The organism is Mycobacterium sp. MOTT36Y (assembly GCF_000262165.1).
Classification (GTDB): domain Bacteria; phylum Actinomycetota; class Actinomycetes; order Mycobacteriales; family Mycobacteriaceae; genus Mycobacterium; species Mycobacterium intracellulare.
The window spans coordinates 1413385-1440251 of record NC_017904.1 but is presented as its reverse complement, the minus strand read 5'-3'; the positions used below and the strand labels follow the sequence as shown (position 1 = coordinate 1440251).

At 68.0% G+C, this 26867-nt stretch carries 27 protein-coding genes and 1 tRNA gene; 12 read left to right on the top strand and 16 right to left on the bottom strand.

All coding sequences use genetic code 11. The features are described 5' to 3' along the window. Positions 1–104: 104 nt before the first annotated feature. The 6 genes from W7S_RS06940 (at position 105) to W7S_RS06915 (ending at position 7162) form a co-directional block, all read left to right on the top strand. A complete protein-coding gene (locus W7S_RS06940) occupies positions 105–926 on the top strand; it encodes an enoyl-CoA hydratase/isomerase family protein (protein WP_014711112.1) in 822 nt (273 codons plus the stop codon). A 98-nt stretch (positions 927–1024) separates the two neighbouring features. Beyond that, positions 1025–1837: an enoyl-CoA hydratase/isomerase family protein gene (locus W7S_RS06935; RefSeq protein WP_014382113.1), complete on the top strand. Its 813-nt coding sequence runs from the start codon at positions 1025–1027 to the stop codon at positions 1835–1837. Next, a complete protein-coding gene (locus tag W7S_RS06930) occupies positions 1828–2640 on the top strand; it encodes an enoyl-CoA hydratase/isomerase family protein (RefSeq protein ID WP_014382112.1) in 813 nt (270 codons plus the stop codon). The genes W7S_RS06935 and W7S_RS06930 overlap by 10 nt, the downstream gene beginning before the upstream one ends. Beyond that, a complete protein-coding gene (locus W7S_RS06925) occupies positions 2640–4109 on the top strand; it encodes a class I adenylate-forming enzyme family protein (RefSeq protein ID WP_014711110.1) in 1470 nt (489 codons plus the stop codon). The genes W7S_RS06930 and W7S_RS06925 overlap by 1 nt, the downstream gene beginning before the upstream one ends. Further along, positions 4099–5640: a class I adenylate-forming enzyme family protein gene (locus tag W7S_RS06920; RefSeq protein ID WP_041297791.1), complete on the top strand. Its 1542-nt coding sequence runs from the start codon at positions 4099–4101 to the stop codon at positions 5638–5640. Before W7S_RS06925 ends, W7S_RS06920 begins: the two co-directional genes overlap by 11 nt. Beyond that, a complete protein-coding gene (locus W7S_RS06915; protein ID WP_014711108.1) occupies positions 5633–7162 on the top strand; it encodes a class I adenylate-forming enzyme family protein in 1530 nt (509 codons plus the stop codon). Before W7S_RS06920 ends, W7S_RS06915 begins: the two co-directional genes overlap by 8 nt. On the opposite strand, the gene W7S_RS06910 is transcribed toward W7S_RS06915, so the two are convergent. The 6 genes from W7S_RS06910 to fabG form a co-directional block, all read right to left on the bottom strand. Then, positions 7159–7521, bottom strand: coding sequence for a hypothetical protein (locus W7S_RS06910; protein ID WP_008254928.1), 363 nt, complete (start codon positions 7519–7521; stop codon positions 7159–7161). The two genes, W7S_RS06915 and W7S_RS06910, sit on opposite strands and share 4 nt — an antisense overlap. 76 nt (positions 7522–7597) lie before the next feature. Beyond that, the gene (locus tag W7S_RS06905; RefSeq protein ID WP_008254926.1) at positions 7598–8272 is read right to left on the bottom strand and encodes a GntR family transcriptional regulator; all 675 of its coding nucleotides are present in this window, start codon (positions 8270–8272) and stop codon (positions 7598–7600) included. Between the two features lie 4 nt (positions 8273–8276). Beyond that, positions 8277–9470 carry an acyl-CoA dehydrogenase family protein gene (locus W7S_RS06900; protein ID WP_014711107.1) on the bottom strand — a complete coding sequence of 398 codons (1194 nt, stop codon included), beginning with the start codon at positions 9468–9470 and terminating at the stop codon, positions 8277–8279. 23 nt (positions 9471–9493) lie between these two features. Then, positions 9494–10696 carry a CoA transferase gene (locus tag W7S_RS06895; protein WP_014711106.1) on the bottom strand — a complete coding sequence of 401 codons (1203 nt, stop codon included), beginning with the start codon at positions 10694–10696 and terminating at the stop codon, positions 9494–9496. Then, the gene (locus W7S_RS06890; RefSeq protein ID WP_014711105.1) at positions 10693–11910 is read right to left on the bottom strand and encodes an acetyl-CoA C-acetyltransferase; all 1218 of its coding nucleotides are present in this window, start codon (positions 11908–11910) and stop codon (positions 10693–10695) included. The genes W7S_RS06895 and W7S_RS06890 overlap by 4 nt, the downstream gene beginning before the upstream one ends. Positions 11911–11997: 87 nt before the next feature. Beyond that, a complete protein-coding gene (fabG, locus tag W7S_RS06885; RefSeq protein ID WP_008254916.1) occupies positions 11998–12747 on the bottom strand; it encodes a 3-oxoacyl-ACP reductase FabG in 750 nt (249 codons plus the stop codon). Between the two features lie 114 nt (positions 12748–12861). Between fabG and W7S_RS06880 the strand changes: the two genes are divergently transcribed. From W7S_RS06880 to W7S_RS06870, 3 genes are read left to right on the top strand one after another with little or no spacing between them, the layout of a single operon-like run. After that, a complete protein-coding gene (locus tag W7S_RS06880; protein ID WP_008254915.1) occupies positions 12862–14055 on the top strand; it encodes an acyl-CoA dehydrogenase family protein in 1194 nt (397 codons plus the stop codon). Beyond that, complete coding sequence (locus W7S_RS06875; protein WP_008254912.1) at positions 14055–14876, top strand: mycofactocin-coupled SDR family oxidoreductase; 822 nt, start codon at positions 14055–14057, stop codon at positions 14874–14876. The genes W7S_RS06880 and W7S_RS06875 overlap by 1 nt, the downstream gene beginning before the upstream one ends. Positions 14877–14924: 48 nt before the next feature. Then, positions 14925–15353, top strand: coding sequence for a pyridoxamine 5'-phosphate oxidase family protein (locus W7S_RS06870; protein ID WP_014711103.1), 429 nt, complete (start codon positions 14925–14927; stop codon positions 15351–15353). Positions 15354–15357: 4 nt separating this feature from the next. Here the strand turns inward: W7S_RS06870 and W7S_RS06865 are convergent, their stop codons facing one another. The 3 genes from W7S_RS06865 to W7S_RS06855 all read right to left on the bottom strand — a co-directional run bounded on the left by W7S_RS06865 (position 15358) and on the right by W7S_RS06855 (position 20891). Beyond that, positions 15358–16437, bottom strand: coding sequence for a phosphotransferase family protein (locus W7S_RS06865; protein ID WP_036428650.1), 1080 nt, complete (start codon positions 16435–16437; stop codon positions 15358–15360). Positions 16438–16524: 87 nt separating this feature from the next. Continuing rightward, entirely contained in the window at positions 16525–18270 is a 1746-nt protein-coding gene (locus tag W7S_RS06860) for an ABC transporter ATP-binding protein (RefSeq protein ID WP_014711102.1), read from the bottom strand. Next, positions 18267–20891, bottom strand: coding sequence for an ABC transporter ATP-binding protein/permease (locus W7S_RS06855; RefSeq protein WP_014711101.1), 2625 nt, complete (start codon positions 20889–20891; stop codon positions 18267–18269). Before W7S_RS06855 ends, W7S_RS06860 begins: the two co-directional genes overlap by 4 nt. A 271-nt stretch (positions 20892–21162) precedes the next feature. Here W7S_RS06855 and W7S_RS06850 point away from each other — a divergent pair, with 271 nt between their 5' ends. Then, complete coding sequence (locus W7S_RS06850; protein WP_014711100.1) at positions 21163–21588, top strand: thiol-disulfide oxidoreductase DCC family protein; 426 nt, start codon at positions 21163–21165, stop codon at positions 21586–21588. 7 nt (positions 21589–21595) lie between these two features. On the opposite strand, the gene W7S_RS06845 is transcribed toward W7S_RS06850, so the two are convergent. Then, positions 21596–21925, bottom strand: coding sequence for a hypothetical protein (locus W7S_RS06845; protein ID WP_008254899.1), 330 nt, complete (start codon positions 21923–21925; stop codon positions 21596–21598). 92 nt (positions 21926–22017) lie between these two features. Continuing rightward, positions 22018–22101, bottom strand: a tRNA-Leu gene (locus W7S_RS06840). Positions 22102–22180: 79 nt separating this feature from the next. Here W7S_RS06840 and W7S_RS06835 point away from each other — a divergent pair. Both W7S_RS06835 and W7S_RS06830 read left to right on the top strand, forming a co-directional pair. Next, complete coding sequence (locus W7S_RS06835; protein WP_014711099.1) at positions 22181–22561, top strand: hypothetical protein; 381 nt, start codon at positions 22181–22183, stop codon at positions 22559–22561. Continuing rightward, complete coding sequence (locus tag W7S_RS06830; RefSeq protein WP_008254894.1) at positions 22558–22908, top strand: DUF3817 domain-containing protein; 351 nt, start codon at positions 22558–22560, stop codon at positions 22906–22908. The genes W7S_RS06835 and W7S_RS06830 overlap by 4 nt, the downstream gene beginning before the upstream one ends. 167 nt (positions 22909–23075) lie before the next feature. On the opposite strand, the gene rdgB is transcribed toward W7S_RS06830, so the two are convergent. From rdgB to W7S_RS06805, 5 genes are all read right to left on the bottom strand, one after another. After that, entirely contained in the window at positions 23076–23687 is a 612-nt protein-coding gene (gene rdgB, locus W7S_RS06825; protein WP_008254893.1) for an RdgB/HAM1 family non-canonical purine NTP pyrophosphatase, read from the bottom strand. A 2-nt stretch (positions 23688–23689) separates the two neighbouring features. After that, on the bottom strand, positions 23690–24469 hold the full coding sequence (gene rph / locus W7S_RS06820; RefSeq protein ID WP_008254891.1) for a ribonuclease PH: 780 nt from the start codon (positions 24467–24469) through the stop codon (positions 23690–23692). Positions 24470–24491: 22 nt separating this feature from the next. Continuing rightward, a complete protein-coding gene (locus W7S_RS06815; protein ID WP_008254889.1) occupies positions 24492–25274 on the bottom strand; it encodes a cyclic nucleotide-degrading phosphodiesterase in 783 nt (260 codons plus the stop codon). Positions 25275–25346: 72 nt separating this feature from the next. Next, positions 25347–26186 carry a glutamate racemase gene (gene murI, locus W7S_RS06810; protein ID WP_014711098.1) on the bottom strand — a complete coding sequence of 280 codons (840 nt, stop codon included), beginning with the start codon at positions 26184–26186 and terminating at the stop codon, positions 25347–25349. Beyond that, positions 26183–26854 carry a rhomboid family intramembrane serine protease gene (locus tag W7S_RS06805; protein WP_041297790.1) on the bottom strand — a complete coding sequence of 224 codons (672 nt, stop codon included), beginning with the start codon at positions 26852–26854 and terminating at the stop codon, positions 26183–26185. The genes murI and W7S_RS06805 overlap by 4 nt, the downstream gene beginning before the upstream one ends. Positions 26855–26867: the final 13 nt, after the last annotated feature.

Sequence of the window (26867 nt, the reverse complement as noted above, 5' to 3'; positions counted from 1 at the left end):
TGGGTAGTTTCGCAGGCAGCGTATCCTTGCTAACTTATACAGCGTATCAATCGTATTGCCTACTGTATGGGTAACCGTATCGGCGGAGAAAGGCCGGATCGACGGTGAGTCAAGGGGCCGGCTCGGCCGGAGCCGAGGGGTCGGTAACAGTGCACCGAGACGGTGCGGTGTTACGGGTGACGCTTGATCGCCCATCCCGGCGTAACTCGTTGACGCAGTTGATGATCGGAACTCTGGTCGAGTCGCTGACGGTTGCCGCGTCCGACGACTCGCTGCGCGCCGTACACCTCCGCGGGGCCGGAGACGATTTCTGCGCCGGCTCCGACTGGGTGGCCGCCAACGATCCCGGCGGCCAACGTCCCCGCACCGGTGATCTGGTGCGCCGGGTTCCCCATGCCGCTCACCGCGTGATCGAACTCGTCGCCGGCATTCAGCTGCCGGTGGTGTGCAGCGTGCGCGGATGGGCCGTGGGATTCGGTTGCAATCTCGCCTTGGCCGCTGACTTCACCGTGGCCGCCGACGACGCGGTGTTCTGGGAGCCGTTCCTCGACCGCGGCTTCAGCCCGGACTCGGGGTCCACCTGGCTGGTGCCGCGGCTCGTCGGCCTGGCGCGGGCCCGGCGGATGCTGCTGCTCGGAGAGAAGGTGAGCGGGAACGACGCGGCCGACTGGGGGCTCATTCACCAGTCGGTGAGCGGCCCCGACCTCGACCGCGCCGCCGAGGAGCTGGTTGCCCGGCTGGCCTCCGGTCCGACGGCGGCGATCGGGCTGGCCAAGCAGGCCATGAACTTCGGACAGCATGCGACGCTGGGCCAGTCGCTGAACCAGGAGTTGTTCAATCTGGAGTTATCTTGCCGGACAGGCGATTTCAAAGAGGGCTTGGAGGCCTTCCGGCGGCGGCGGGATCCGGATTTTCGTGGACGCTAGCTCTCGGGCGTCGAGCGCGGGACCTACGCACGGGAACTGCCTCGAATTCGTCCATACGCCCCACACTCGACGTTCTCTGCAAAGCGAAGGGATGACCGATGCCCACTGATTCGTTCGACACCATCAAGTACGAGGTCGACGGGCACACCGCGACGATCACCCTCAATCGCCCGGACGCCCTCAATGCGCTCAGCCCGCACATGATCACCGAACTGCGGGCCGCCTACGACGAGGCCGAAAACGACGACAACGTCTGGCTGACCATCGTCACGGGCACCGGCCGCGCCTTCTGCACCGGCGCCGACGTCAAGGAGATCCCCGAAGACGGCAAGGTGATCTACGAGCGGCCGTACCTGTCGACGTATGACCAATGGGAGGCTCCGCAGGAGGGCACGCCGCCCTTTCGCACCACGGCCAAGCCGGTGCTGACCGCGGTGAACGGAATCTGTTGTGGCGCCGGTATGGATTGGGTCACCACGACAGACATCGTCATCGCCTCCGAGCAGGCAACCTTTTTCGATCCGCACGTCAGCATCGGACTGGTGGCCGGCCGCGAACTGGTTCGGGTATCCCGCGTGCTGCCCCGCTCGATCGCCCTGCGGATGGCCCTGATGGGCAAGCACGAGCGGATGAGCGCGGAGCGCGCCTATGAGCTGGGACTGATCAGCGAGGTCGTCGAGCACGACCGCCTGCTGGACCGGGCCCACGAGATCGCCGACATCGTCAATTCCAATGCGCCCCTGGCCGTCCGGGGCACCCGCCTGGCGATCCTCAAGGGCCTGAATGTGCCGCTGCACGAGGCGGAGATACTCGCCGAAACCTTCCGTGAGCGGGTGCTGCGGACCGAGGACGCGGCCGAGGGGCCCAAGGCTTTCGTCGAGAAGCGCAAGCCGAATTGGCAATGCCGGTGAACAAGCCGATGAGTTTCGAAACCATCCTGCTCGCGGTCGACGCCACCGATCACGTCGCCACCATCACCCTGAACCGGCCCGGGCAGCTGAACGCGTTCAACCGCACCATGTGTGAGGAGATGGCCCGCGCCTGGCACACGGTCAAACTCGACGAGTCCGTGCACGCGGTGGTGCTGCGCGCCGCCGGCGACCGGGCGTTCAGCGCGGGACTGGACATCAAGACGCCCTATGGGCAGCCCGAAAACATCTGGAACCACGAAGATCCCGGCGAAGCCCTGAGTCCCAAATGGCAGAAAATGTGGAAGCCGGTGGTCTGCGCGGTCCAGGGGATGTGCACCGCCGGCGCGTTCTACTTCATCAACGAATCCGACGTGGTCATCTGCTCGGAAGACGCCACGTTCTTCGACTCCCACGTGTCGGCCGGCCTGGTTTGCGCGCTGGAGCCGATCGGCCTGATGCGCCGCGTCGGCCTCGGCGAGACGCTGCGCATCGCCCTGATGGGCAACGACGAGCGGGTCAGCGCCGACACCGCGCTGCGCATCGGATTGGTCTCCGAGGTCGTCGCTTCCGGCCAGCTCTGGGACCGCGCCCATGAGATCGCGGCGACCATCGCCGCAAAGCCGCCAACGGCGACTCAGGGCACGGTCAAAGCGATTTGGGAGTCGCTGGACAAGCCGTATCGCGCCGCGCTGGAACAGGGCCTCATCTACACCCGGCTGGGAAACCCGCTGGGCACCGCGGAACTGGCCGCGCAGAAGACTCCCGGCGACGGGGCCACCAAACGCACACCGAAGATCCGCTGATGCCGCGTCACCCGCTCATCCAACGCATCGCCGATGTGCTCGACCTCGAACCAGACTCACGCGCCATCGAGTATGGCGGCCAATGGATCTCGTGGGAGCAGGTCGGCACCCTGGCGCAGCGCATCGCCGGCCTGAGCGCCGGCGCCGAGGTCGGGATGCTGCTGCGCAACCGGCCGGGGCACGTGGCGGCCTTTCTGGGTGTGCTGCTGGGCGGCGGAACCGTTGTGGTCATCAACCCGTCGCGCGGCGACGAGCGCACCAAGGCCGATGTCGCGAGGCTGCAGCTTGGATTGATCGTCGGCGAGCGCGACGATCTGACGGCGCTGGTGACGCCGGGCATCCCGACGGTCGCGATCTCGGGACCGGCCGACGACGTCGACGTGTCCGGGCAACCCGGCGCCGAGCCAGGCCCGTCGACCGGTGTCGCGGTGCGCATGTTGACCAGCGGCACGACGGGTCCACCCAAGCGAATCGACCTGACCTACGACATGTTGGCGCGCAGCGTGATGGGCTCCGAACCCGACCGCGCGCCGGCACCCACCGAGCTGCGGCGCGGCGTCGCCATCGTGAACTCGCCGCTGGTGCACATCGGCGGGGTATTCCGCGTGCTGCAATGCATCGCCGAGGCCCGACCGTTCGTGCTGTTGGAGCGATTCGAGCTGAACGCATGGGTCGACGCGGTGCGCACCCACCGGCCCCGCGCCGTATCGCTGGTACCGGCGGCCCTGCGCACGGTCTTGCACTCGGACGTGTCGCCGGCCGACCTGGACAGCGTCCGGGCCGTCACCTGCGGCACGGCGCCGCTGTCGGCCGATGATGCCGACGCCTTCACCGATAAGTACGGCATCCCGGTGCTGACCTCCTATGCCGCAACCGAGTTCGGGGGCGGCGTGGCGGGCTGGACCCTTCCCGACCATCAGCGGTACTGGCGAGCCAAACGAGGCAGCGTCGGACGGGCCAATCCGGACGCCCAGCTCAGGGTGGTAGCCGACGACGGAACACCGCTCGGCCCAGACGAAGTCGGCCTGCTGGAGGTCAAGCCGGGCCAGCTGGGACCGGCCGCGCAATGGATGCGAACCACGGACATGGCACGCATCGACGCCGACGGGTTCCTCTGGATTGTCGGCCGCGCCGACCAGGCGATCATCCGCGGCGGCTTCAAGGTGATGCCCGACGACGTTCGCGCCGCGCTGGAGAGCCACCCCGCGGTGGCCGGCGCGGCGGTCATCGCCCGGCCCGACGAGCGGCTCGGAGAGACGCCGGTCGCCATGGTCGAACTGCGCGAGCCGGGTGCGGCCGACGCCGACGCGCTGGTGGTGCATCTGCGAGAGCGCTTGGCGCGCTATGAGATTCCGACTGAGATCGCGATCGTCGACGCCATTCCGCGAACGCCGTCGGGCAAACCCGATCTCGGCGCGATCCAGGAACACTTCCGCGAGCTCGCGGCGGCGCGCAACCATGCGCGCTGATCCTGTGACGGTCGCCGCGACGTTGCGACAGCAGGCCCGGGCGCTCGGGGATCACCCGCTGCTGGTCTGCGACGGCGACCGCATCGGATACGCCGAAGCCGATCACCGGTCGGCGGAGCTCGCCCGCGGCCTGATGGCCCTCGGCGCCGGTAAGGGAACCCATGTGGGCCTCCTGCACCCGAACGGAACCGACTTCGTCGTCGGCATGCTGGCGGCGGCGCGAATCGGTGCCGTGGTGGTCCCGTTCTCCACGTTCGTCACCGCCCGGGAACTGCGCGAGCAGCTGGTCGACAGCGACGTCCAAATCCTGCTGAGCGCCGCGTCTTTTCGGTCTCACGACTATGTGCAGCGACTGTCCGAGGTGATTCCGCGGACCGACCTCGATTTCGGCGACCGCTTGTTTTGCGCCGCGGTGCCGCAGCTGCGCCACGTGGCGTTTGCGCACGACGCGGTGCGCGCACTGGCCGGCAGCGTCGACGGGGCGCTGCTGCGGGCGAGCGAAGACGTTGTCTACGACTGCGATCCGCTGGCGATCGTCTACACGTCCGGGTCAACCAGTGCCCCCAAAGGGGTGGTGCATACGCATGCCGCACTGCTCGGACATCAGCGGAACCTCAACGCGATCCGCGGCCTGACCGCTTCGGACAAGCTGTTCTGCAATTCGCCGTTCTTCTGGATCGGCGGGTTCGCGTTCGGCCTGTTGGCCACCCTGGTGGCCGGATCAACCCTGGTCTGCTCCAACGCCATCGACGCCGGGGCCACGCTCGACCTGTTGGAGGCCGAAAGACCCACCATGACCAACGGGTTCGCGGCCGGCATCGCTCACCTCGCCGAGCACCCCAGCTACAACGCGCGTGATCTGTCGTCGATGCGGCGCGGCAACCTCTACCCGATCATGGCCCCCGACACCCGACCCGCCGACCCGGAGCTGCGGCACAACATGCTCGGGATGACCGAGGCCGGTAGCGTCGTCCTGATCAGCGAGGACGAATCCGACCAACCCGAGACGCGGCGGGGATCATTCGGCAAGCCCGTGCCCGGCTTCGAGACGAAGATCGTCGATCAGGACGCCTCCGGAGTCGGGGAACTCTGCATCCGCGGACCGTACGTGATGCAGGGCTACTACAAGCGCTCTCGCGAGGAGTGCTTCGACGCCGACGGCTGGTTTCACACCGGCGATCTAGTGCGCACCGACGACGACGGATTCGTCTATTTCGTCGGCAGGCTCAGCGCGATGGTCAAGACGGCGGGCGCCAACGTCTCGGCGGCCGAGGTCGAGCAGGCGATCACCCGGGTCACCGGCGCCGAGGCTTACGTGGTGGGCGTCCCCGATACCCAACGGGGAGAGCTGGTCGCGGCGGTGGTCGTGCAGCGGGATTTCGACGAGTCGGCCGTGCGGGAACGGCTCAAGGCGGAGCTGTCATCGTACAAGATTCCCAAACGGTTTCTCTCCCTGTCCCGCGCCGATGTCCCGCTGTTGTCCAGCGGCAAGGTCGACACGCGGCGGCTGAGAAAGCTTTTCGATGCCTAGCACCATCGACCAACTGGTGCGGTTTCGGGCCCGGCACGACGCGGATACACCGATGGTGATCGATCCCACGTCGCGGCTCAGCTACCGCGAACTCGACTCCACCACAAGGGAACTGGCGGCCGTGTTTGTGGAAGCGGACGTGGGCAAGGGCTCCCGGGTCGGGTTGATCATGCCCAACGGCACCCGCTGGGTACAGATCGCCGTCGCCCTGACACGCATCGGCGCCGTCCTGGTGCCGCTGAGCACGCTGCTGCAGGCCGGCGAACTCGTCGCGCAATTGCGGGTCGCCGCCGTCCAGTTCCTGGTGAGCGTCGAGGAGTTCCGTGGCCACCGCTACCTCGACGACCTCAAGGCGGTGCCCGAGTCCGAAATTCCGGCGTTGCAACAGGTTTGGTCGACCGATCAGCTCGACAGCGCCCCCGCGAGTGACCGGGCCCGCCGGATCATCGATGCCATGACCGAAACGGTCACCCCCGCCGACGCGCTGGTCATCATGTTCACCTCGGGCAGCAGCGGATCTCCCAAGGGCGTCCTGCACTCCCACGGCAACGCGCTGGGCGCCGTGCAATCGGGGCTGGCCGCGCGCTGCATCACCGGCGAAACGCGCCTGTATCTGCCGATGCCGTTCTTTTGGGTGGGCGGGTTCGGTAGCGGAATCCTGTCCGTCCTGCTTGCCGGCGCCACCCTGGTGACCGAAGAGATGCCCCGGCCCGAAACCACGCTGAGACTGCTGGAGCGCGAACGGGTCACCCTGTTTCGTGGCTGGCCCGATCAGGCCGAGGCGCTTGCGCGGCACGCCGGCTCGGTCGGCGTGAATCTCTCGGCGCTGCGACCCGGCAGCCTGGAAGCCCTGTTGCCGCCCGAGCAGCGCGCTCGGCCCGGGGCGCGCGCGACGCTGTTCGGCATGACCGAGGCATTCGGGCCGTATTGCGGCTACCCCGCCGACACGGACATGCCCGCCACGGCGTGGGGCAGCTGCGGAAAGCCGTTTCCCGGCATGGAAGTCCGCATCGTGGACCCCGAAAGCGGTATGCCCGTCGCGACGGGAACCGCCGGCATGATCCAGATCCGTGGACCGCACACGCTGCGGGGCATCTGCGGGCGCCGGCGCGAAGAGCTCTTCACCCCCGACGGCTTCTATTCGACCGGTGACCTCGGCCACCTCGACGAGCAGGGATTCCTGTTCTACCACGGGCGATCCGACGACATGTTCAAGGTCAGCGGAGCGACCGTATATCCCAGCGAGGTCGAGCGCGCGCTGCGCACCATTGACGGGGTCGACCACGCCTTTGTCACCAGCGTGCCCGGCGCAGCGGGCGAACGGGTCGGCGCGGCGGTGGTATGCGACGACGCGCTCACCCGCGACCAACTTCATGCGTCGGCGCGTAAGTTGCTGAGCGCCTTCAAGGTACCCACGGTGTGGCTGTTGCTGGACTCCGGCGACGACGTTCCGCGCGGCGGCACCGGGAAGGTCGACGTCCGCCGGCTGCGGCAGATGTTGATCGACGCGAATCAGCCTTAGGGGACCCGCGTCCAGGGTTGACAATTCTGCGACTCGAAGGCCTTGACCGCGGAATTGATGTTCGCGTACATCGGACCGATGGAGGTATTCGTCTGCAGCACATGGTCCTTGTTCGCATCCGGCGTGCTGTAGGTGAACCACGAACACATCGAGTCCTGGGTCGGCACATTGTTTATCCACACGCCGAAGGCCGAACCCGAGCCGCCCGTGTGGTAGAGGCCCGGCGCGATATCGGGCCCGACGACAAACACGCCGTTGCCGGGGATCGGGTCGATTTGGTCGGCGCGGGCCGGCGCGGCGAGGGTGAGGCCTGTCAGCGTTGCAACGAATAGGGCCGATGCGCGAAGCGTTGCGGGCATCTTGTTCTCTCCGTCCGTCGCCCACCCTGATCGCAGCGTAGGCCCGGCCCGGCTGGGCGACAAGAGCTGGCTGCGGCTATTCCTCCACCACCACGCCGTGCGCGATGAGGTGATCGATCAGGGGAACCGCGCCGGCGGCGAGATGTTCCGACATCGCCGCGCGCGCGAGCTCGCCGTCGCGTTTTTTCAGGGCGGACAAGATCCGCCGATGGTCCCTCATCGACTGCTCGGGCCAGCCCTCGATGGCCGGAAACACCGATTCCGGCGCGTAGCGGGTGATCTGGGACATCAGCTGCGCGAGCTTCGGCGAATCGGCGGCAATGTTGATGGCCCGGTGGAATTCGTGGTTCAGGCCCACGGTGTGCTCGTGCTCATCACCGGCATAGGCATCCTCCAACTGCGCCTGGATCTGTTTGAGTTCGCGTAGCTGGTCGTCGGTGATGTTGAGCGCGGCCCGCGCGGCCAGCTCGCCTCCCACATGCGCCTGCACATTCGCCACGTCGGTGACGTCGCGGCCGGTGACCGGCAACACCACGAAGCCCCGGCGGGGCTGCTGGGCGATCAAGCCCTCGGCGCGCAACGCGAACAGCGCCTCGCGCACCGGTGTGACACTGATGCCCAGCTCCGCGGCCAGCTGGTCGAGCCGAATATACGACCCAGCGGCATAGCTGCCATCGAAGATCCTGCTGCGGATCAAGCGTGCAACGTCCTCGGAAAGTTGAGGCCGCGCAGCGAAATCCGGAACGCTCATCGTTTCACACCTGGTATTCGGCGAGCAGTCGCTTGCTGATGATGTTCTTCTGGATTTCGCTGGTTCCCTCGCCGATGAGCAGGAACGGCGCGTCACGCATCAGCCGCTCGATCTCGTATTCCTTGGAATAGCCGTAGCCGCCGTGGATCCGGAAGCTCTGCTGGGTGACCTCGGCGCAGTACTCACTGCACAGGTACTTGGCCATCCCGGCGGCGACGTCGTTGCGCTCCCCCGAGTCCTTCAGCCGCGCCGCATTTACCATCATCAGGTGTGCGGCTTCGACTTTGGTCGCCATCTCGGCCAGCTGGAACGCGATGGCCTGGTGCTCGGCGATCGGCTTGCCGAAGGTCTCGCGTTGTTGTGCGTAGCGCACCGCGAGTTCGAAAGCGCGAAGCCCGACGCCGCAGGCGCGGGCCGACACGTTGACCCGGCCGACCTCGATGCCGTCCATCATCTGGAAAAAGCCCTGCCCCGTGACCCCGCCGAGGACGTCGTCGGCGCCGGCCTGGTAGCCGTCGAAGATCATCTCGGTGGTTTCGATGCCCTTGTAGCCCAGCTTGTCGATCTTGCCCGGAATGCGCAGGCCCGGAACGACTTCGCCGAAGCCGACCGGCTTCTCGACCAGGAAGGCGGTCAGGTTGCGGTGCGCCTTGTCCGAGCCCTCGTCGGTGCGCACCAGCGTCGCCACCAGTGTCGCGGTGGCGCCGTTGGTCAGCCACATTTTCTGGCCGTCGATCGTGTAGGTGCCGTCGTCGTTGCGTCGGGCCCGGGTCCGGATCGCCGCGACGTCCGAGCCCAGCTCGGGTTCCGACATCGAGAAGGCGCCGCGCGTCTCGCCGGTCGCCATGCGCGGCAGGAAGCGTTGCTTCTGCTCGTCGGTGCCGTGCTGGCGCAGCATGTACGCCACGATGAAATGGGTGTTGAGCACCCCGGACACGCTCATCCACCCGCGCGCAAGCTCTTCGACGCACAGGGCGTAGGTCAGCAGCGATTCGCCCAGGCCGCCATATTCCTCGGGGATCATCAGCCCGAACAGACCCATGTCGCGCAGCTGGTCGACGATGGCCTGCGGGTAGGTGTCGGCGCGTTCGAGTTCAACCGCGTTGGGGATGACTTCCTTTTCGACGAATTGCCGGACGGTGGCGATGATTTCGGTCTGGACTTCGGTCAGCCCGAGCGTCTGGGCGAGTTTGGTCATGTGCTGTGTTTCCTTCCGGCTGCTCAGCCCGCGATGGTCTTGGCGTCCGTCAGGCGCTCGACGTCAGCGGTGGTCAGCCCCAGCAACCGCTGAAGGATCTCGGCGGTGTCTTGTCCCAAGGCGGGCGCCGGCGCGCTGGCGGGATGGACCCCGTCGAACGCGGCCGGTAGGCCCGGCGCGAAGTAGTCGCCGAGGCCCGGTTGCCGCAACCGCGAAAACAGCGGATTGTCAGTGACTTTCGGTCCCGCCGCGACCTCGGCGAAGGTGCGGTAGCGTTCGAACAGCACCGTGGTATTCGACAGCGCGGCGGTGACCTCGTCAGCGCTGTGATCGTTGAACCAGGTGGCGAACAACCCGGACAGCACGTCCTGGTACCGGTACCGGTCGCCTTCGGACCCGAAGTCCACCCCGAGCGCCTCCGCGAGTGCCGACACAGCGTCCTGGGTGCCGGTGACCTCGACCAGATCGCGGAAGTGCCGCTTGGTCAGGGCGACGACCATGAACCGGCCGCCGTCGCGACTGGTGAAGTCCTGCCCGTACTGGCCGTAGATGGCGTTGCCCAGCCGTTCGCGTTGCGTCCCGTTGACCTGAGGTTCGGTGAGCAACCCCAGGTTGGCGGCGGTGGCCAGCGCGACGTCCTCCAACGCCAAGCTGATCCGCGTCCCCGCCCCGGACTTGTCGCGGCGATGGACGGCGGTGACGACGGACAGCGCGGCGTACAGTCCGCAGCACACGTCCCAGGCCGGCAGGACGTGATTGATCGGACCGGCATGATCGGCCGGGCCCGTGACAAGTGGATAGCCCAGGCCGGCATTGACCGTGTAATCCACGCCGGTGGAACCGTCACCGCGCCCGAGTAGCTGGACGTGGATGACGTCGGGGCGCTTGGCCGCCAGGACGTCGTGGCTCAGCCAGGACAGCCCGGCCGCGTTGGTCACGACGATGCCGTCACCCTCGACGATCAGGCGCTGGACCAGTGCCTGGCCGTCTTCGGAGCGCAGATCGATGGTGGCCGAACGCTTTCCCTTGTTCAGGCCCGTCCAATAGATCGACGTACCGTCCGCCGACAGCGGCCAGCGTTGCACGTCGGACGCACCACCGATCGGGTCGACCCGGATCACCTCTGCGCCAAGCTGATTCAGGGTCATGCCGCACAGCGGCGCGGCGACGAAGCTGGACACCTCGACAACGGTGAGGCCGTCCAGAGGCAGCCCGGGGTCGGTCATCTCGATGCGACCCGTTCGAAGACGGCGGCAAGCCCCTGCCCGCCGCCGATGCACATGGTCTCCAGCCCGTAGCGCGCCTGCCGCCGATTGAGCTCGCGCGCCAGCGTGGCCAGCATCCGTCCGCCCGTCGCCCCCACCGGGTGGCCCAGCGAGATTCCCGAACCGTGCACATTGGTCCGCTCATAGTCGGCCGCACCGAAATTCCATTCCCGCATCACCGCAAGCGCTTGCGCGGCAAAGGCTTCGTTGAGCTCGATGAGGTCGATGTCGGAGAGCTGCAGGCCCGCCTTGGACAGCGCCACCTGCGTCGCGGGGACCGGCCCGATGCCCATGACGTTGGGCGCCACCCCCGCCACCCCCCAGGACACCAGGCGCACCAACGGCTTCAGGCCGTACGCGTCGGCCCTTTCCGGCGTGGTCACCACGCACATGGACGCAGCGTCGTTCTGCCCGCTGGAGTTGCCGGCCGTGACCGTGGCCTCCGGGTCGTCTTTCAGCAGAACGGGTTTGAGCTTGCCCAGCGACTCCACCGACGTGTCCGCGCGCGGGTGTTCGTCGGTGTCGATGACTTCCTCGCCGCTGCGTGTGGGGACGACAACCGGAACGATCTCCTCAGCGAGGACGCCGTCTTTCTGCGCGGCCACCGCGCGCTGATGCGACCGCACCGCCAGCTCGTCTTGTTCCTCGCGTGAAATCCCGTACTGGCGGCGCAGATTCTCGGCCGTCTCCAGCATTCCACCCGGCACCGGGTAGTGCCGTCCGCCGGCGGTCGTGCGTCCCCGCGCCAGCCCGTCGTGCACCCGCACGCCGCCGCGAGCCCCGCCCCAGCGCATGTCGGTGGAATAGAAGGCGACGTTGCTCATGCTTTCGCAACCCCCGGCGACGACGAGATCGTGGTCGCCATGGCCGACCTGCAGGCACGCCTGGATCACCGCCTGCAGGCCCGACCCGCAACGCCGGTCGACCTGCATGCCCGGAACCGTCACCGGCAGCCCGGAATCCAGCGCCACCACGCGCCCGATCGCCGGCGCATCGCTGTTGGGATAGCAGTGGCCGAGGATGACGTCTTGTACGGCGTCGGCCGCCAGCCCGGTTCGCTCGAGCAGGCCCTTCAGGGCGGTGACTCCGAGGTCGACGGCGCTGAGCGCCTTGAACATTCCGCCGTAGCGGCCGATCGGCGTCCGCACCGGCTCACAGATGACGGTTTCACGCATTGTGACTCCTGTCTTGATGCCGAGCAGACGCAGAATCGCATTGATGCCGTGCGGATTGTGAGATTCTGCGTCTGCTCGCGCGAGTTCTCACAGGTGTCGGCCGCCGGTGATTTCCATGACGGTGCCGGTCATATACGACGACAGGTCGGAAGCCAAGAACAGGGCCACGCTGGCGACTTCGCTGGGCTCGCCGGCCCGGCCCATCGGCACCTCGGCCACCTTCGAATCCCAAATGCGCTGCGGCATGGCCTCCGTCATCGCCGACCGGATCAAACCGGGCGCGATCGCGTTGACCCGGACGCCCAGATACGCCAGCTCTTTGGCGGCCGCCTTGGTCATGCCGACGATGCCGGCCTTGGCCGCCGAGTAGTTGGTCTGGCCGACCATGCCGACCTTCCCCGACACCGAGGACATGTTGATGATGGCGCCGCGCTTGTTTTCCCGCATGATGGCGGCGGCCAGCCGGGTGCCGTTCCAGGTTCCCTTCAGGTGGACGTTGATGACCTGATCGAACTGCTCCTCGGTCATCTTGCGCATCGTCGCGTCCCGGGTGATCCCGGCGTTGTTGACCATGATGTCCAGGCCGCCGAACCGCTCGACCGCGGTCTGGATCAGCGTCTCGACGTCGGAGGACTGCGTGACATCGCAACGGACCGCGATCGCGACGTCGTCACCGCCCAGCTGCTTGGCCACCACCTGGGTTTCCTCGAGATTGACGTCACCGAGCACGACCCGCGCCCCCTCGGCGACAAAGCGCTCCGCGATGGCCAGACCGAGTCCTTGCGCTCCGCCGGTGATTACTGCGGTCTGACCTGCCAACAACGCCACCTGGATCACACATCCTTCTCTGTTATCGCCGCCATCGGGCGCCCATCAGGCAAATATCATATTTGATATAAGATCCTCCCCTGAACCGGGGGTGCCCCGGATAGGGAGAGGAGCGTGGAGCCGATGGCCACCGCCGAAATCGCCGAAGTCTCCGACGAGGACTTCCGCGAGATCCTGGCTCAGACAAGGCAATTCGTGCGCAGCGCGGTGGTCCCCCGCGAGCAGGAGATCCTCGACGACGATCGCGTCCCCGACGACCTGCGCGACGAGGCCAAGCGGATGGGCCTGTTCGGCTACGCGATCCCCCAGGAGTGGGGCGGCCTCGGCCTCAACCTGATGCAGGACGTCGAGCTGGCGATGGAGCTGGGCTACACGTCGCTGGCACTGCGGTCGATGTTCGGCACCAACAACGGCATCGCCGGACAGGTTCTGGTCGGGTTCGGCACCGACGAACAGAAATCGCGCTGGTTGGAGTCCATCGCGTCCGGCGACGTCGTCGCCTCCTTCGCGCTGACCGAACCCGGCGCCGGATCCAACCCCGCCGGCCTGCGCACCAAAGCCGTTCGCGATGGCGACAATTGGGTGATCTCCGGGCAGAAGCGGTTCATCACCAACGCGCCCGTCGCCAACCTTTTCGTGGTGTTCGCCCGCACCCGGCCGGCCGACGACAAGGGACCCGGGATCGCGGTCTTTTTGGTTCCGGCCGATGCCGCCGGCGTGCAGGTGGGCGCCAAGGACGCCAAGATGGGCCAGGAAGGCGCGTGGACCGCCGACGTCGCCTTCGACGACGTCCGGGTGGACGACGCCGCACTGATCGGCGGCAGCGAAGACATCGGGTACCGCGCGGCCATGACCTCGCTGGCCCGCGGCCGGGTGCACATTGCCGCGCTCGCCGTGGGTGCCGCCCAACGCGCGCTCGACGAATCCGTCGCGTATGCCGCCACGGCGACGCAGGGCGGGGCGGAGATCGGAAGCTTCCAGTTGGTGCAGGCGATGCTCGCAGACCAGCAGGCCGGCGTGATGGCCGGCCGCGCGCTGGTGCGGGACGCCGCGCGGCTGTGGGTCACCGATCAGGACCGCAGGATCGCGCCGTCGGCGGCCAAGCTGTTCTGCACCGAAATGGCGGGCAATGTCGCGGATCTCGCGGTGCAGATCCACGGCGGCAGCGGCTACATGCGAGGCGTTGCGGTCGAACGCATTTACCGTGACGTGCGCCTGCTGCGGCTCTACGAGGGCACCAGCGAGATTCAGCGTCTGATCATCGGTTCGAATCTGGTCAAGGCGGCCGGGCGGGCCACCACAACGAAGGAGCGTTAATGGCAGGCAAGCTTGCCGGAAAAGTGGCATTGATTACCGGGGCGGCGCGCGGCCAGGGCCGGGCGCACGCGGTACGTATGGCCTCCGAAGGCGCGGACATCATCGCCGTCGACATCGCCGGCAAGCTTCCGTCGTGCGTTCCCTACGACCCGGCGAGCCCGGACGACCTGAGCGAAACCGTGCGCCTGGTCGAAGAGGCGAATAGCCGCATCATCGCCTCGGTGGTGGACACGCGTGACTTCGACGGATTGCGAAGGGTCGTCGCGGACGGTGTCGCCGCGCTGGGGCGCCTGGACATCATCGTCGCCAACGCCGGGGTCGCGGCGCCGCAGGCCTGGGACACCATCACGCCGGAAGACTTCCGCGACGTCATGGACATCAACGTCACGGGCACGTGGAACACCGTGATGGCCGGGGCGGACAAGATCATCGAGGGCGGCCGCGGCGGCTCCATCATCCTGATCAGTTCCGCGGCCGGTATGAAGATGCAGCCGTTCATGATTCACTACACCGCCAGCAAGCACGCCGTCACCGGTCTGGCGCGGGCCTTCGCCGCCGAGTTGGGTAAGCATTCGATCCGGGTCAACAGCGTCCACCCGGGTCCGGTGAACACCCCGATGGGTTCGGGCGACATGGTCACGGCGGTGGGCAAGACGATGGAAACCAACCCGCAGCTGTCGCACGTCCTCACGCCGTTCCTGCCCGACTGGATTGCCGAACCCGAGGAGATCGCCGACACCGTGTGCTGGCTGGCCAGCGACGAGTCCCGCAAGGTCACCGCCGCGCAGATCCCGGTCGATCAGGGCTCGACGCAGTATTGAACTCAGCGCGGCGGGAATAGGCAAGCACCGCGGGCGTTTGCACACGTCATGAAAGCCTTCAGCGAATCCGAACGCCAGGAATTCCTCGCCGACAAGCACGTGGCGGTGCTGTCGGTCGACGCCGGTGACGGCCGCCCGCCGGCCAGTGTCCCGATCTGGTACGACTACACCCCCGGCGGAAACGTTCGAATCATGACCGGCGCGTCCAGCCGCAAGGCGCGGCTCATCGAGCGGGCGGGGACGGTGACGCTGGTGGTGCAGCGCGAGGAGCCGCCGTATCAGTACGTGGTGGTCGAGGGCACGATCATCGAGACGACCAAGCCGGCCCCGCTGGACGTGGCGGAGGCGGTCGCCATCCGTTATCTCGGCGAGGAAGGCGGGCGCGCGTTCGTCCGCAGCATGGAGGGCGTCGAGGAGGTGCTGTTCACCATCCGGCCCGACCGCTGGCTGAGCGCCGACTTCACCGGCGATCTATAAGGTCTCAGCCGACTAGCTCCAGCGTGCCCAGCTCGCGGATCGCCTGGCAGCCGCGGCTGAGCATGGCCAGCACCATGTCGTCGCCGCGTTCGGTCGCGGCGGCGAACGCGAACCCCAGCGCCGAGATCAGCGGCGCCTGCAGCACCCCGAGCCGGTAATCGCGCCAACATGTTTCGCGATCGTAGTCGCTGACACCGCCGGCCTGCAGCGCCCGATGGTAGTCGGCGACCAGCGCCTCCTCGATGCCGGCGCGCAGCTGCGAATTGAGGCTGGTTGCTGTGAAGTACGCGAGATCCCGGGTCGGCAGGCCCACCCCGAGCGTCTGCCAGTCGACCACGCTGACCCTCGTCCGGTCCGGGTCGAACAGCAGGTTGTCCAGCCGGTAATCGCCGTGCAGCAGGGCGAACCGGTCGTACTCGGACAACAGCCACGGCGTGATCACACCCATTGCCGCGCTGAAGGTATCGCGGTCTTCGGCGCTCATCCGATCGCCCAGCTTCTCCAGCGTGATATCGGCGCTCATCTTCGCCACTTCGCCCATGCCGGCCGCGCCGGCCTCATCCGGGCGCCCGAACGCGATGCCGGGGAAATCGAGCCAGGCGGGGTCGCACCAAGTGGGCGCGTGCAGGCCGGCCAGGGCGTTAACCGCCAGGCGCGCTTCGGCTTCACCGCAACCGATGAGCTGATCGCCCTGCACCGCCGGCGCCTGATCCGCGAGCAGGAGGGCGAAATCCATTGCGTCATCGGTGATCTCGGAGTAGAAGCACCGCGGGGTCGGCACCTGCACCCGGTCCACCACCGAGGAGTAGAACGCGCATTCGCTGCGGTAGCCGATCACCACCCGGTCGCGCACGGTGTCGTCCTGGGCGGGCAGCTTGATCACGAAGGTCTGCGGAAGGTCACCGGGATCCGTCGCGTAGCGGGCGCTCACCCGGTAGGTCGCCCCGGTCTGTCCCGTGCCGATCGCGACCACGTCCACCTCGGCGACCTCGACGGGCGCGCCGCGGCCACTGAGCGCGGCCGACAGCCATGCCGGGGTCACGTCGCCGGGGTAACGCGGTATCGACGACAGCACAGCACTCATTCCCAGCACGCCTCCTGCCCGCGGACAGCTCGATCCGACTGACCAACTGTAAGGCATACCGCAAGAGTTGCGGTCAACAGCGGTGATCTAATCGGCCAGAATGCGCCATTCGGCGGCCTCGTGCTGCTGGCGCCAGAATTCGTCGAAACGACCCCCGGCAGCGAGTAATTCGTCGACCGTGCCATCCTCGACCACCTGGCCGCTGTCGAGAAACAGGACGCGGTCGGCGTGGCTGATGCTCGCCAACCGGTGCGCGACGATCACCTGGGTGCGCGATTGCGGGTCGGCGGTCAGCGCGTCGACCACGGCGGCCTCGTTCTCGGTGTCCAGAGCGCTGGTCGCCTCGTCTACCAGCAGTATCGGCGCGGGTTTGAGCAACGCGCGGGCGATGCTGACCCGCTGGCGTTCACCGCCCGAGAGCGCCGAACCGGCCTCGCCGACGACGCTGTCGGCGCCGTCGGGCAGCCGTGCGACGAGCTCGTCGACGCGGGCGAGCGCCACCGCGCGCGCGAACCGGTCGTCGTCGGCGCCGGGGTCCCCGGCGAAAACGTTGTCGCGGATGGACCCGTGGAACAGGTAGGGATGCTGGAACACGACGCTGCTCGCCGCCCGCCGGTCTTCCGCGTCCAGCGTCGCCGCGTCGACACCATCGATCAGCACCCGGCCGCGCGTGGGCTCGTGCAACCCCGCGATCAGCGCCAGGATGGTGCTCTTGCCCGACCCGGACGGTCCGACGATCGCCGTCGTGCTTCCCGGCTCCAACGAGAAGCTCACCCCGTCGAGCACCAGGTCGGTGGCGCCACCGACAGCTGGGTACCCGAACGTCACGTCGTCGAACTCGATACGCGGGGCCGTGGCGCCCGGCAGCGTCGCGGCGCCCGCGTTCATCAGCGGCGCGGTGAGCACCGAGCGAATGTTGTCGAGCGTGGCGCGGGTGCTCTCCAGCGCCGGCGCCAGCTCGCTGATCGTGGTGAACGGCTCGAGGTAGCGCACGATGACGACGATCAGTGCGATGGCCTCGGCCACCGACAGCGTTCCGTTCACCGTCAGCGCGGTGGTCGCCCCGGCCAGCAGGATCAGGGCCAGCTGGCTGGCGAGGCTGAACAGCAGCTGACCCGGCACCTGCATGGAGAGCAGCCGCATGGTCGCGCCGTGTTGGGCGGCCAGCGCGTCGCCGACCATGCTCCGGGCCGGTTCGACGCGCCGCGCGGCGCGCAATGCCTGCTGGGTCCGGGCGAACTCGATGATCCGCTCGGTGAGCGCGCTGTTGGCCTCGGCCGCAGTGGAATCGGCGCGACGCGCCAGGCGCGCCGACGCCCACAGCGCGCCCAGCATCAGCGGCAGCCCGCCCAGCGCGGCCAGACCGAGTTGCCAGGAGACCGGCAGCAGGACGACCGCGATGGCGGCCGGCAGCAGCACGGCCGAGATCAACGGCGTGAGCAGGTTGACGACGAGGCCGACGAGTTCGGGGCCCGTCGCCGCGATCGCCTGCCGCGCCGTCGCGGTGTGCTCGGCGGTGAACCAATCCAGCCGCACACCGGGCAGTCGGTCGGCCACGTCATGCTGGCTGTGGTCCAGCACCGCGAAGCCCAAGTTGAAGCCGATGCGCGCCGTCGCGGTGTCGATCACCCAGCCGAGCGCGGTGGCGGCGGTCAGCCACCCCAGCCACACCATCGCGCGGTGTGGGGCCTCACTGAACAACGCGCCCACCAGGGGAACCAGCAGCACGGTGGCCACCGCCCGCACCACCACGGAGATCAACGCCAGCACCGTGTAGGCGACGACCCGGGTGCGCCGATCCGCCGGCACCAGGCTCAACCACGTACGGATCATCGGGCACCCTCCCCGGCCGCGCCGGCGGCCACCTGATCACTGTGGCTCCGATGGCCGCCCTCCCACAGGCGCCGATACCGGCCATCGGCGGCCAGCAACTCGTCGTGGGTGCCGCGCTCGACGACGCGGCCGTGGTCGAGCACGACGATCTGGTGGGCCCGGGTGATGGTGTGCAGCCGGTGCGCGATCACGAGCACGGTGCGGTCCTGTGTCAAACGATTGAGCGCTTGCTGCACAAGGTATTCCGACTCCGGATCGGCGAACGCGGTGGCCTCGTCGAGGATGAGAACGCCGGTGCCGGCCAGGATCGCGCGGGCGATGGTGAGGCGCTGGCGCTCCCCGCCGGACAGGCCGCTCCCGGCGCCCAGCATGGTGTCGTAGCCGTCCGGCAGCCGCATGATCCGGTCGTGGATCTGCGCCTCGCGCGCCGCCCGTTCGATCTGCGCCGGGATGGCATCGGGAGCGGCCAGCGCGATGTTTTCCGCCACGGTGCCGTGCACCAACTGCGTCTCCTGCAGCACGAATCCGACCTGGGCGTACAGCTCGTCGGCGGTCATCGACCGGATATCTTGTCCCCCAACGCGTATCGAGCCCTGATCGACATCGTGGAACCGTGCCAGCAACGCGGCCAGCGTCGACTTGCCGGATCCCGACGGCCCCACCAGCGCGGTGACCGTGCCGGGGCACAGGGTCAGCGACACGTCGTGGATCACGGGAACGCCCGGACGGTAGCCGAAACTGACGTCGTCGAACACCACCGCCTTCGTCGGCTCCCCCTGGACTTGGCCGTGATCGCGCACGGCGAGTTCGGCTTCGTCGAGCGTGTTCTGCAGGCGCCGGGCGGCCAACATGCCGGCGCGGATGCCGCCGAGGCCGTAGGCGATCCCGAGCAGGCGTGCGCCGAAGGTGGTTCCCAGCAACAAGAATGGCAACAGGTTGACCGGATCCATCCGGCCCCCGACCACCAGCAGGGTGCCGGTGGTCGCGATGAGCCACAGGAAGGTCGACGGCCGGGTGACCAGATCCATGAAGGTCTTCTTGCCGGCCAGTGGGCGCTGCCAGGCGACCAGGAAGCCGACGTATTCGTCCAGGCGGCGCCGGAAACTCGATGCGGCGGCACCACCGAAGACGCGGATCACCGGCTGACCCTCCAGGTAGGCGCCGGCCTCGCCGCTCATCGTCTCCGCCCAGCGCTGCGACTGCGGGATGCGCGGGCCCGATTGAATCGTCAGGGACGAGGTCAGCACCAGGTAGACCAGGACGGGCGCGAACAACACCAGCGCCACCCGCCAGTCGACCACGAACAGATAGACGAGCACCGCCACCGGCGCGACGGCCGCGGCCACCGCGTCCGGGATGGCATGGGTGACCAGGTAGTGCAGGGACAGCGTGTCGTCCTGGAGCAGTTGCTTGATGGAACCCGATCCGCGCGCGGTGAACCAGCCCAGCGGCAGCCGAGACAGCTTGCGCAACAATCCCGTACGCAAATCGCGGGCGAATCGCGCGTCGACGACGTGGAGCCAGAGGGTGAGGGCCGCGCCCAGCAACGCCGCCAGGCCCAGCAACGACACCGCGGCGATGCCGACGTTCCACAGCCGGGACGCGGGCGCCCCGGACACCAGGAGGCGGGCGAGTTCGACCAGCAGCACGAACGGCGCCAGCTGCACCAGCGTGATGACCGCCTGCAACAGGCCCGACAGGATCAGCGCCCAGCGCAGCGGCGCGAGCAATCGGCCCGCGGCCTGGGCGCGCCAGTTTCCGCGCGACACCGGGGCGGGCGCCGTCTCGGGAACCTGCCGAGCCGACTCCAGTTGCGCCGCAACCTCTTCCGGGGCGACGGTGGGCGCCACGCTTTCGGAGCCCTCGGGCTCGTCACCGCGGCGGGTGCCCATCGCGCGCCCGGCGCTCCAGTACGCCTGGGCGTGCACCTCGGATTTCGGAAAGCCGAACTCGTCGCGCAGCCGGGTCCGCACCTGCTTGAGCGTCGTGGCCTCCGGCGTCGCCCACGCATACCAGTCGGACCAATCTCGGCTCTCGATCGCCGCCGCAAGCGATTTCTCGTCGCGGCGGGCGACCCAGTGCAGCCGCAGCCGCGGATGCTGTGCGATCGGGATCAGCGTGTCGTTGTCGTCGTGCTGTTCGAGGTACATCTCGATCGGGACGTCGTCCGGGACGACGCCGATGATCCCGTTCATCCCCGGAATGGACGCCGAATCGCCGATGAGCAGATACCCGGCCGGCTGCTCGCCGGGCATATCGAACCGCGACGAACCCATCAGCGCCATGACAGCGATCGTGGCGCCGGGCTGCACGGTGCGCGCCCACTGCGACGCCGGACCGGCCGGCTCGTGCAGCACGATGTCGACCGCGAAGCGTCCGGCCGCGACGTCGGCTTCCGAAATCGTGTAGGCGCGCTGAAACTCGGTCTTCGATCCGTCCGGATCGGGGAACCAGAACCGCAGCCATGCGGCCGGTTCGGCGTCCACGTCTTCGAACAGCGTGGGCGACGTCATGCGCACGCGCACGAAGTGCGGTGCGATCCGGACGGTTTCGACGACCGTCGCGGTGTGATCGCGCGCGCCGAAGCTGCGCAACATCACACCTTGGAATCCGCGTGCCATTAGCGGTCCTTTCTCGCGGCGCTCCGCGCCGGCGCGGAGCTGACGATCCGGCGGGATCACCGCCACGAGGCCACGGATCGGTGCGGCCGGCGAGGGCCGCACAAACTGTGAATTCGACACCTGCCACGATCCCGCGCGGGCGGCACCCCGCCGCGGATCACCGGCCACCCGGTCACGACTTGGTACGTTACCCCCACAAACTAAGGGTTGCCTTACCATAGGTCAACCTTGGGGCCCGCCCACCTTCCGCGGCGTCAGTAACCTGGGAGACATGAGCGGTGAGTCGGCAGCCCCGGTCCTGCTGTACGACGGTGTCTGCGGGGTGTGCAATCGGGCGGTGCGCACGATCCTTCGCTTCGACCCCGCAGGTCCGCTGCGCTTTGCGGCCCTGCAGAGCGTCTTCGCCAAAGCGATCATCGAGCGGCACCCCGAGATCGGCAACGTCGACTCGGTGGTGTTCGTCGACGACCCCGGACAGCCCTCGGAACGCGTGGCCGTCCGCTCAGCCGCCGCGTTGCGCGTCGCGGATTATCTCGGCGGGCCGTGGAAAGCGCTCGCGGTCGCCCGTCTCGTTCCGACCCCCGTGCGCGACTGGCTCGACGACAGGTTCGCCGCCATCCGCTATCGGGTCTTCGGCAAGTACGACAGCTGTCCGCTGCCGCCTCCGGAGGTTCGCGCCCGCTTCGTAGAGGACTGAGAACGCGTCAGTCCGTGGCGGCGCCGGCCGCCAGGTCCGCCTCGGATTCCCTGCGCTTGAGCTCGGCCAGCTTGCGGTCCTCGGCCGCGGCTTCGCGGTGCTTGAGCGCGGATTCGCGGTGCACGTCGCGGTGCGGCACCCCTTGTCGGACGACCCAGTCTTGGCTTTTGGCGACTCGCTCATGCTGGATCGCGGATTCCTCGAAGCTTCGTGCCGCGGACAGCCCCGCGCGAGCCGCGCGCTCGCGCGCCATGGCCACTCTGCGTTCGGCGAGTTCGACATCTTGTGCGGTGAAAGCGTTTTCGCCGGGTGGTGCCGGCTCGCGTCCGGTGGGCATGGCGTCTCCCTTGTGTCCTGTGAGTTCGATGTACCCCGCAGGACGGGTTTGACGCTTAGCCCGCTGAAGATTTCATTTCGAATGTTGACCAGTGCGGGCGGAGGGACTCGAACCCTCAAGCTCTTTCGAGCAATGGCACCTAAAACCATCGCGTCTGCCAATTTCGCCACGCCCGCGCGCCCGGCAATCGTATCGCCTGCGATATGTCCAACTTGTCCGCGACGGGCGCGCATTGACGCGCGGTACGGTCAAGGGGTGTCCACTACACACCGTCGCAGACCCGCGCTGATCGCTTTGGTGATCATCGCGGCGTGCGGCTGCCTGGCCCTGGGCTGGTGGCAGTGGACCAGGTTCCAATCGGTCTCCGGCTCGTTTCAGAACCTCGGCTATGCGTTGCAGTGGCCGCTGTTCGCGTGGTTCTGCGTGTACGCCTACCGCAAATTCGTGCGCTACGAAGAGGAACCACCCCCGCCGCGCAGCACCGAGGCCGTGACCGAGATCCCCGCCGGTCTGCTGCCCGACCGGCCCACGCCCCCGCCGCAGGCACCCGATGACCCGGCGCTGCGGGAGTACAACAAATACTTGGCCGAGCTGGCCGCGCAGGACGCCGAAAAACAAAAGAGGACAACCACATGACCACACCGGAGACCCCGGGCGGGGCAGTGCCCGCCGTGCCCGTCGACAAGATCCGCACCGCCTTGCTCGGCTACCGGATCATGGCCTGGACGACGGGTCTGTGGCTCATCGCGCTGTGCTACGAGATCGTCTCGCACCTGGCGTTCGACCACGAGATCCGGTGGATCGAAGTGGTCCACGGCTGGGTGTATTTCGTCTACGTGTTGACCGCGTTCAACCTGGCGATCAAGGTGCGCTGGCCGATCGGCAAGACGGTCGGTGTGCTGTTGTCCGGGACGATCCCGCTGTTGGGGATCATCGTCGAGCACTTCCAAACCCGGGACGTCAAAGCCCGATTCAGCTTGTAGGTCACATAGGCCACACCCGTCCCTGCCGGGGAAGGGACCCGCAATGCCCACCTCCTAGCGACAACGCGCGCGCACGACGGGTTGTCGCTAGGAGGTGGGCATTTCACCTGTCACCCCGCGCCGCGACGGATGTGACCCCTGTTGCCAATGCCCCACACGCCGGGGCTTCACCCCCCGGACCGGGCCAGCGTTTCAAGCGACGGCAACAGCAGTTGCAGCGCGCGACCGCGATGCGAGACCGCGTCTTTCTCGCTCGGGCTGAGCTCGGCCGCCGTGCGCTCGCACCCGTCGGGCACGAACACGGGGTCATACCCGAATCCACCATCGCCGCGCGGTTCCCGGGCGATGTTGCCGGGCCATTCGCCCCGGACGACGACCTCGCCCGCGCCCGACACCAGCGCGCAGGCGGACACGAACGCCGCGCCGCGCCGTTCGTCGGGCACGTCGCGCATTTGCGCCAGCAGCAGGGCGGTGTTGCCGGCGTCGTCGCCGTGGTTGCCCGACCAGCGCGCCGACAGCACCCCCGGCATGCCGTTGAGCGCGGCCACCTCCAGTCCGGAATCGTCTGCCACGCTTGGCAACCCGCTCGCGGTGAACGCGTCGCGCGCCTTGGCCAACGCGTTCTCCTCGAAGATCGCGCCAGTCTCCGGCGCTTCCTCGAACGGGGCGACGTCGTCGAGCGACACCAACGTCAAGCCCGTCAGACCGGCGGCGTCGAGCACTCGGCGCAGCTCGGCCAGCTTCTTGGGGTTGCGGCTGGCGACCAGCAGCCGGCGCACGGTCAGCTGCCGAACGCCTTCGGCGCCGGAGCCCCCTCGGGGAGCTCACCGGGGTATGGCTGCGCCAATGCCTCGCGCTGGGCGGCGAACAACTTGTCGCAGGCGGCCAGCGCCACGTCGAGCAGCTTGTCCAGCGTCGAACGCGGGAAGGTCGCGCCCTCACCGGTTCCCTGAACCTCGACGAGGGTGCCGGTGTCGGTGGCGACGACGTTCATGTCTACCTCGGCGCGGGCGTCCTCCTCATAGGGCAGGTCCACCCGGACCCTGCCGTCGACCACTCCGACGCTGACCGCCGCGATGGCGCACGACAACGGGCGCGGATCCGACAGCTTGCCCGCCGCCCCGAGATACGTCACCGCATCGGCGAGCGCCACGAATGCGCCCGTGATGGCCGCGGTGCGGGTTCCCCCATCGGCCTGCAAAACGTCACAATCGACGGCAATTGTGTTCTCCCCCAACGCCGCCAGGTCGATGCACGCCCGCAGCGAGCGTCCGATCAGCCGGCTGATCTCCTGGGTGCGCCCCGACAGCCGCCCCTTCACCGATTCGCGGTCGGAGCGCGTGTGGGTCGCCGACGGCAACATCGCGTACTCCGCCGTCAGCCACCCCAGACCCGAACCCTTGCGCCAGCGCGGCACACCCTCGGTCACGCTGGCGGTGCACATGACCTTGGTGTGGCCGAATTCGATCAGCACCGAACCGGCGGGGTGGTCAGTGAAACCGCGGGTGATGACGACGGGCCGGAGCTCGTCGTCAAGGCGGCCGTCTTCTCGTCTCGTCACGACGCAACCCTAACGTGGAGTGTCAGACCCTCTCGGAGCGGCGGATATCGAACGTCTCACCGCACACCACCGCATGCACGGGACCATCGAACTCGGCCTTGGCCTCACTGATCACGTCCTCCCGTGAGGTCCACGGCGGGATGTGCGTCAGCAGCAATTCGTGAACGCCGGCCTCGGCCGCGGCCCGGCCGGCCTCGGTCCCCGACAGATGCAGCGCGGGCGGCCGGTCCGCCGAATGCGTCCAGGACGCCTCGCAGAGAAAAACGTCGGCGCCGCGGGCCAGCTCGACGAGCTGATCGCAGACTCCGGTGTCACCGCTGTAGACAAACGACGCGCCGGAGGAATCGGTGATCCGCAAGCCGTAGGACTCGGTCGGGTGGGCCACCACCCGCGGCGTCACCGTCAGCTCGCCGATCGTCACCGGCTCGCCGTCGACCCAGTGACGAACGTCGAAGATGTCCGAGCAGTCGTCGATCTCGCCGCCGTAGGGTGAGGACGCCGCGCCCAGCCGCGACCAGGTGTCGCCGGGGCCGTACAGCAACGCCTTACCGAGCGGGCGCGTCGGGTGATAGCGCCGCCATACGAACAGTCCGGGCAAATCCAGACAGTGGTCGGCGTGTAAGTGCGACAACAGCACGTGCACGGAACCGGGGTCGGCATAGCGCTGCAGTGCGCCGAGAACACCCCCGCCGAAGTCGATGACCAATGGCGGAGTGTCCGGTGCCCGGAGCAGATAACCCGATGCAGGCGAATCCGGACCCACCACGCTGCCCGAGCAGCCGAGCACGGTTATTCGCACGGACACTACTGTGCCATGCCCGACAGGGCCATGACGAAAACATGGCCGCTTTGGTGTGACGAGAATCTCGCCCGGTCGTCAATCAACGCGCACCTGATGAACGGGCTGAACTCCGGACACGGCGGGACCGAGGAATCGCGCCGCCAATCTGGTGAATGCGTCGGGGTCGCCGGTGGCTTCGAAGACGCGAGTCGCGGGCGGCGCATCATGCGGGCGAAGCAGGTCTGCCTCGGTGAGCACCCGGAGCACCTCTTTGGCGGTCTCCTCCGCGCTGGACACCAGCGTCACGTGCTCACCCATGGCCAGTTGAATGAGTCCCGACAACAACGGGTAGTGCGTGCATCCGAGCACCAGCGTGTCCACCTGCGCGCGCTGCAGCGGCTCCAGGTAGCCCTCGGCCAGCCCGAGCACCTGACGCCCGCTGGTCACGCCGCGCTCGACGAAGTCGACGAACCGCGGGCAGGCCACCGCGGTGATCTCGGTGTCGCGGGCGGCCGCGAACGCGTCCTGGTAGGCGTGCGAGTTGATGGTCGCCTGGGTGCCGATGACGCCGATGCGTCCGTTGCGGGTGGTCGCGACCGCGCGGCGCACCGCGGGCAGGATCACCTCGACGACGGGCACGTCGTAGCGTTCGCGGGCGTCGCGCAGGCAGGCCGCGGATGCCGTGTTGCAGGCGATGACCAACGCCTTGACGCCGCGGCCCACGAGGTCGTCGGCGATGGCCAACGCGTGCGCCCGAACGTCGGGGATCGTCAGCGGGCCGTAGGGCCCGTGGCCGGTGTCACCGACGTAGATGATGTCCTCGTCGGGCAGCTGATCGATGATCGCCCGCGCGACGGTGAGCCCCCCGACGCCGGAGTCGAAGACCCCGACGGGCGCTCGGGGTCCCCGCCGACAGGCTGGGGATGGTCCGCTCATGTCTTCCGGCGCGGCGACGCGGTGCCGGCCGTCCTTTTCGTCCGGGCCTTGCGTTCCGGGGCGGACAGCCAATAGGCGGCCACGACGCCGGCGATCGCCCCGCACAGATGCGCTTGCCAGGACACGCCCCCGCAGAGTCCGAGCACCGGCATGGCGCCGAGCAGGACGCCGCCGTAGGCGAACATCACGACCAGCCCGATGACGATGTTGGACACCCGGCGCACGAAGATCCCGAACACCAGCAAGAAGGCCAGCCAGCCGAAAATCAGGCCGGAAGCCCCGATGTGGTCGGTGGGGCCGCAGCTGCTGCCGACGTCGCCGACGAGCCAGGTGCCCAAACCACCGAGGATCCACACGATTGCGGTCGCCCACACGAACCGGGACAGCCCCGCCAGCGTCATGAGGAAACCCAGCACGAGCAGCGGCACCGTGTTGGCCCTCAGGTGCTCCCAGCTCGCGTGCAAGAGCGGGGAGAAGACGATGCCCCACAGGCCGTCGAGCTCCAGCGGCCGGATGCCGTTGGCGTCCAGCGAGTGCCGGGTCATCTGGTCGATCAGCTCGACGAAGTAGAGCAACACGACGAAGGTGAGGATCGTGGCGGCGCCCACCATCGGCGTGGACCGCTTCTTCTCCTGGGCGGCGGGTGCCCTCGGAGCGGTCTTACCCATAGCTGCCCTTCCA

What these genes read in the sequence shown, in the direction of transcription:
- W7S_RS06935 (WP_014382113.1), top strand. Translation starts at nt 1,025, where the DNA reads ATGCCCACTGATTCGTTCGACACCATCAAGTACGAGGTCGACGGGCAC.
- W7S_RS06930 (WP_014382112.1), top strand. Translation starts at nt 1,828, where the DNA reads ATGCCGGTGAACAAGCCGATGAGTTTCGAAACCATCCTGCTCGCGGTC.
- W7S_RS06925 (WP_014711110.1), top strand. Translation starts at nt 2,640, where the DNA reads ATGCCGCGTCACCCGCTCATCCAACGCATCGCCGATGTGCTCGACCTC.
- W7S_RS06920 (WP_041297791.1), top strand. Translation starts at nt 4,099, where the DNA reads ATGCGCGCTGATCCTGTGACGGTCGCCGCGACGTTGCGACAGCAGGCC.
- W7S_RS06915 (WP_014711108.1), top strand. Translation starts at nt 5,633, where the DNA reads ATGCCTAGCACCATCGACCAACTGGTGCGGTTTCGGGCCCGGCACGAC.
- W7S_RS06910 (WP_008254928.1), bottom strand. Translation starts at nt 7,521, where the DNA reads ATGCCCGCAACGCTTCGCGCATCGGCCCTATTCGTTGCAACGCTGACA.
- W7S_RS06905 (WP_008254926.1), bottom strand. Translation starts at nt 8,272, where the DNA reads ATGAGCGTTCCGGATTTCGCTGCGCGGCCTCAACTTTCCGAGGACGTT.
- W7S_RS06900 (WP_014711107.1), bottom strand. Translation starts at nt 9,470, where the DNA reads ATGACCAAACTCGCCCAGACGCTCGGGCTGACCGAAGTCCAGACCGAA.
- W7S_RS06895 (WP_014711106.1), bottom strand. Translation starts at nt 10,696, where the DNA reads ATGACCGACCCCGGGCTGCCTCTGGACGGCCTCACCGTTGTCGAGGTG.
- W7S_RS06890 (WP_014711105.1), bottom strand. Translation starts at nt 11,910, where the DNA reads ATGCGTGAAACCGTCATCTGTGAGCCGGTGCGGACGCCGATCGGCCGC.
- W7S_RS06880 (WP_008254915.1), top strand. Translation starts at nt 12,862, where the DNA reads ATGGCCACCGCCGAAATCGCCGAAGTCTCCGACGAGGACTTCCGCGAG.
- W7S_RS06875 (WP_008254912.1), top strand. Translation starts at nt 14,055, where the DNA reads ATGGCAGGCAAGCTTGCCGGAAAAGTGGCATTGATTACCGGGGCGGCG.
- W7S_RS06870 (WP_014711103.1), top strand. Translation starts at nt 14,925, where the DNA reads ATGAAAGCCTTCAGCGAATCCGAACGCCAGGAATTCCTCGCCGACAAG.
- W7S_RS06865 (WP_036428650.1), bottom strand. Translation starts at nt 16,437, where the DNA reads ATGAGTGCTGTGCTGTCGTCGATACCGCGTTACCCCGGCGACGTGACC.
- W7S_RS06860 (WP_014711102.1), bottom strand. Translation starts at nt 18,270, where the DNA reads ATGATCCGTACGTGGTTGAGCCTGGTGCCGGCGGATCGGCGCACCCGG.
- W7S_RS06855 (WP_014711101.1), bottom strand. Translation starts at nt 20,891, where the DNA reads ATGGCACGCGGATTCCAAGGTGTGATGTTGCGCAGCTTCGGCGCGCGC.
- W7S_RS06850 (WP_014711100.1), top strand. Translation starts at nt 21,163, where the DNA reads ATGAGCGGTGAGTCGGCAGCCCCGGTCCTGCTGTACGACGGTGTCTGC.
- W7S_RS06845 (WP_008254899.1), bottom strand. Translation starts at nt 21,925, where the DNA reads ATGCCCACCGGACGCGAGCCGGCACCACCCGGCGAAAACGCTTTCACC.
- W7S_RS06830 (WP_008254894.1), top strand. Translation starts at nt 22,558, where the DNA reads ATGACCACACCGGAGACCCCGGGCGGGGCAGTGCCCGCCGTGCCCGTC.
- murI (WP_014711098.1), bottom strand. Translation starts at nt 26,186, where the DNA reads ATGAGCGGACCATCCCCAGCCTGTCGGCGGGGACCCCGAGCGCCCGTC.
- W7S_RS06805 (WP_041297790.1), bottom strand. Translation starts at nt 26,854, where the DNA reads ATGGGTAAGACCGCTCCGAGGGCACCCGCCGCCCAGGAGAAGAAGCGG.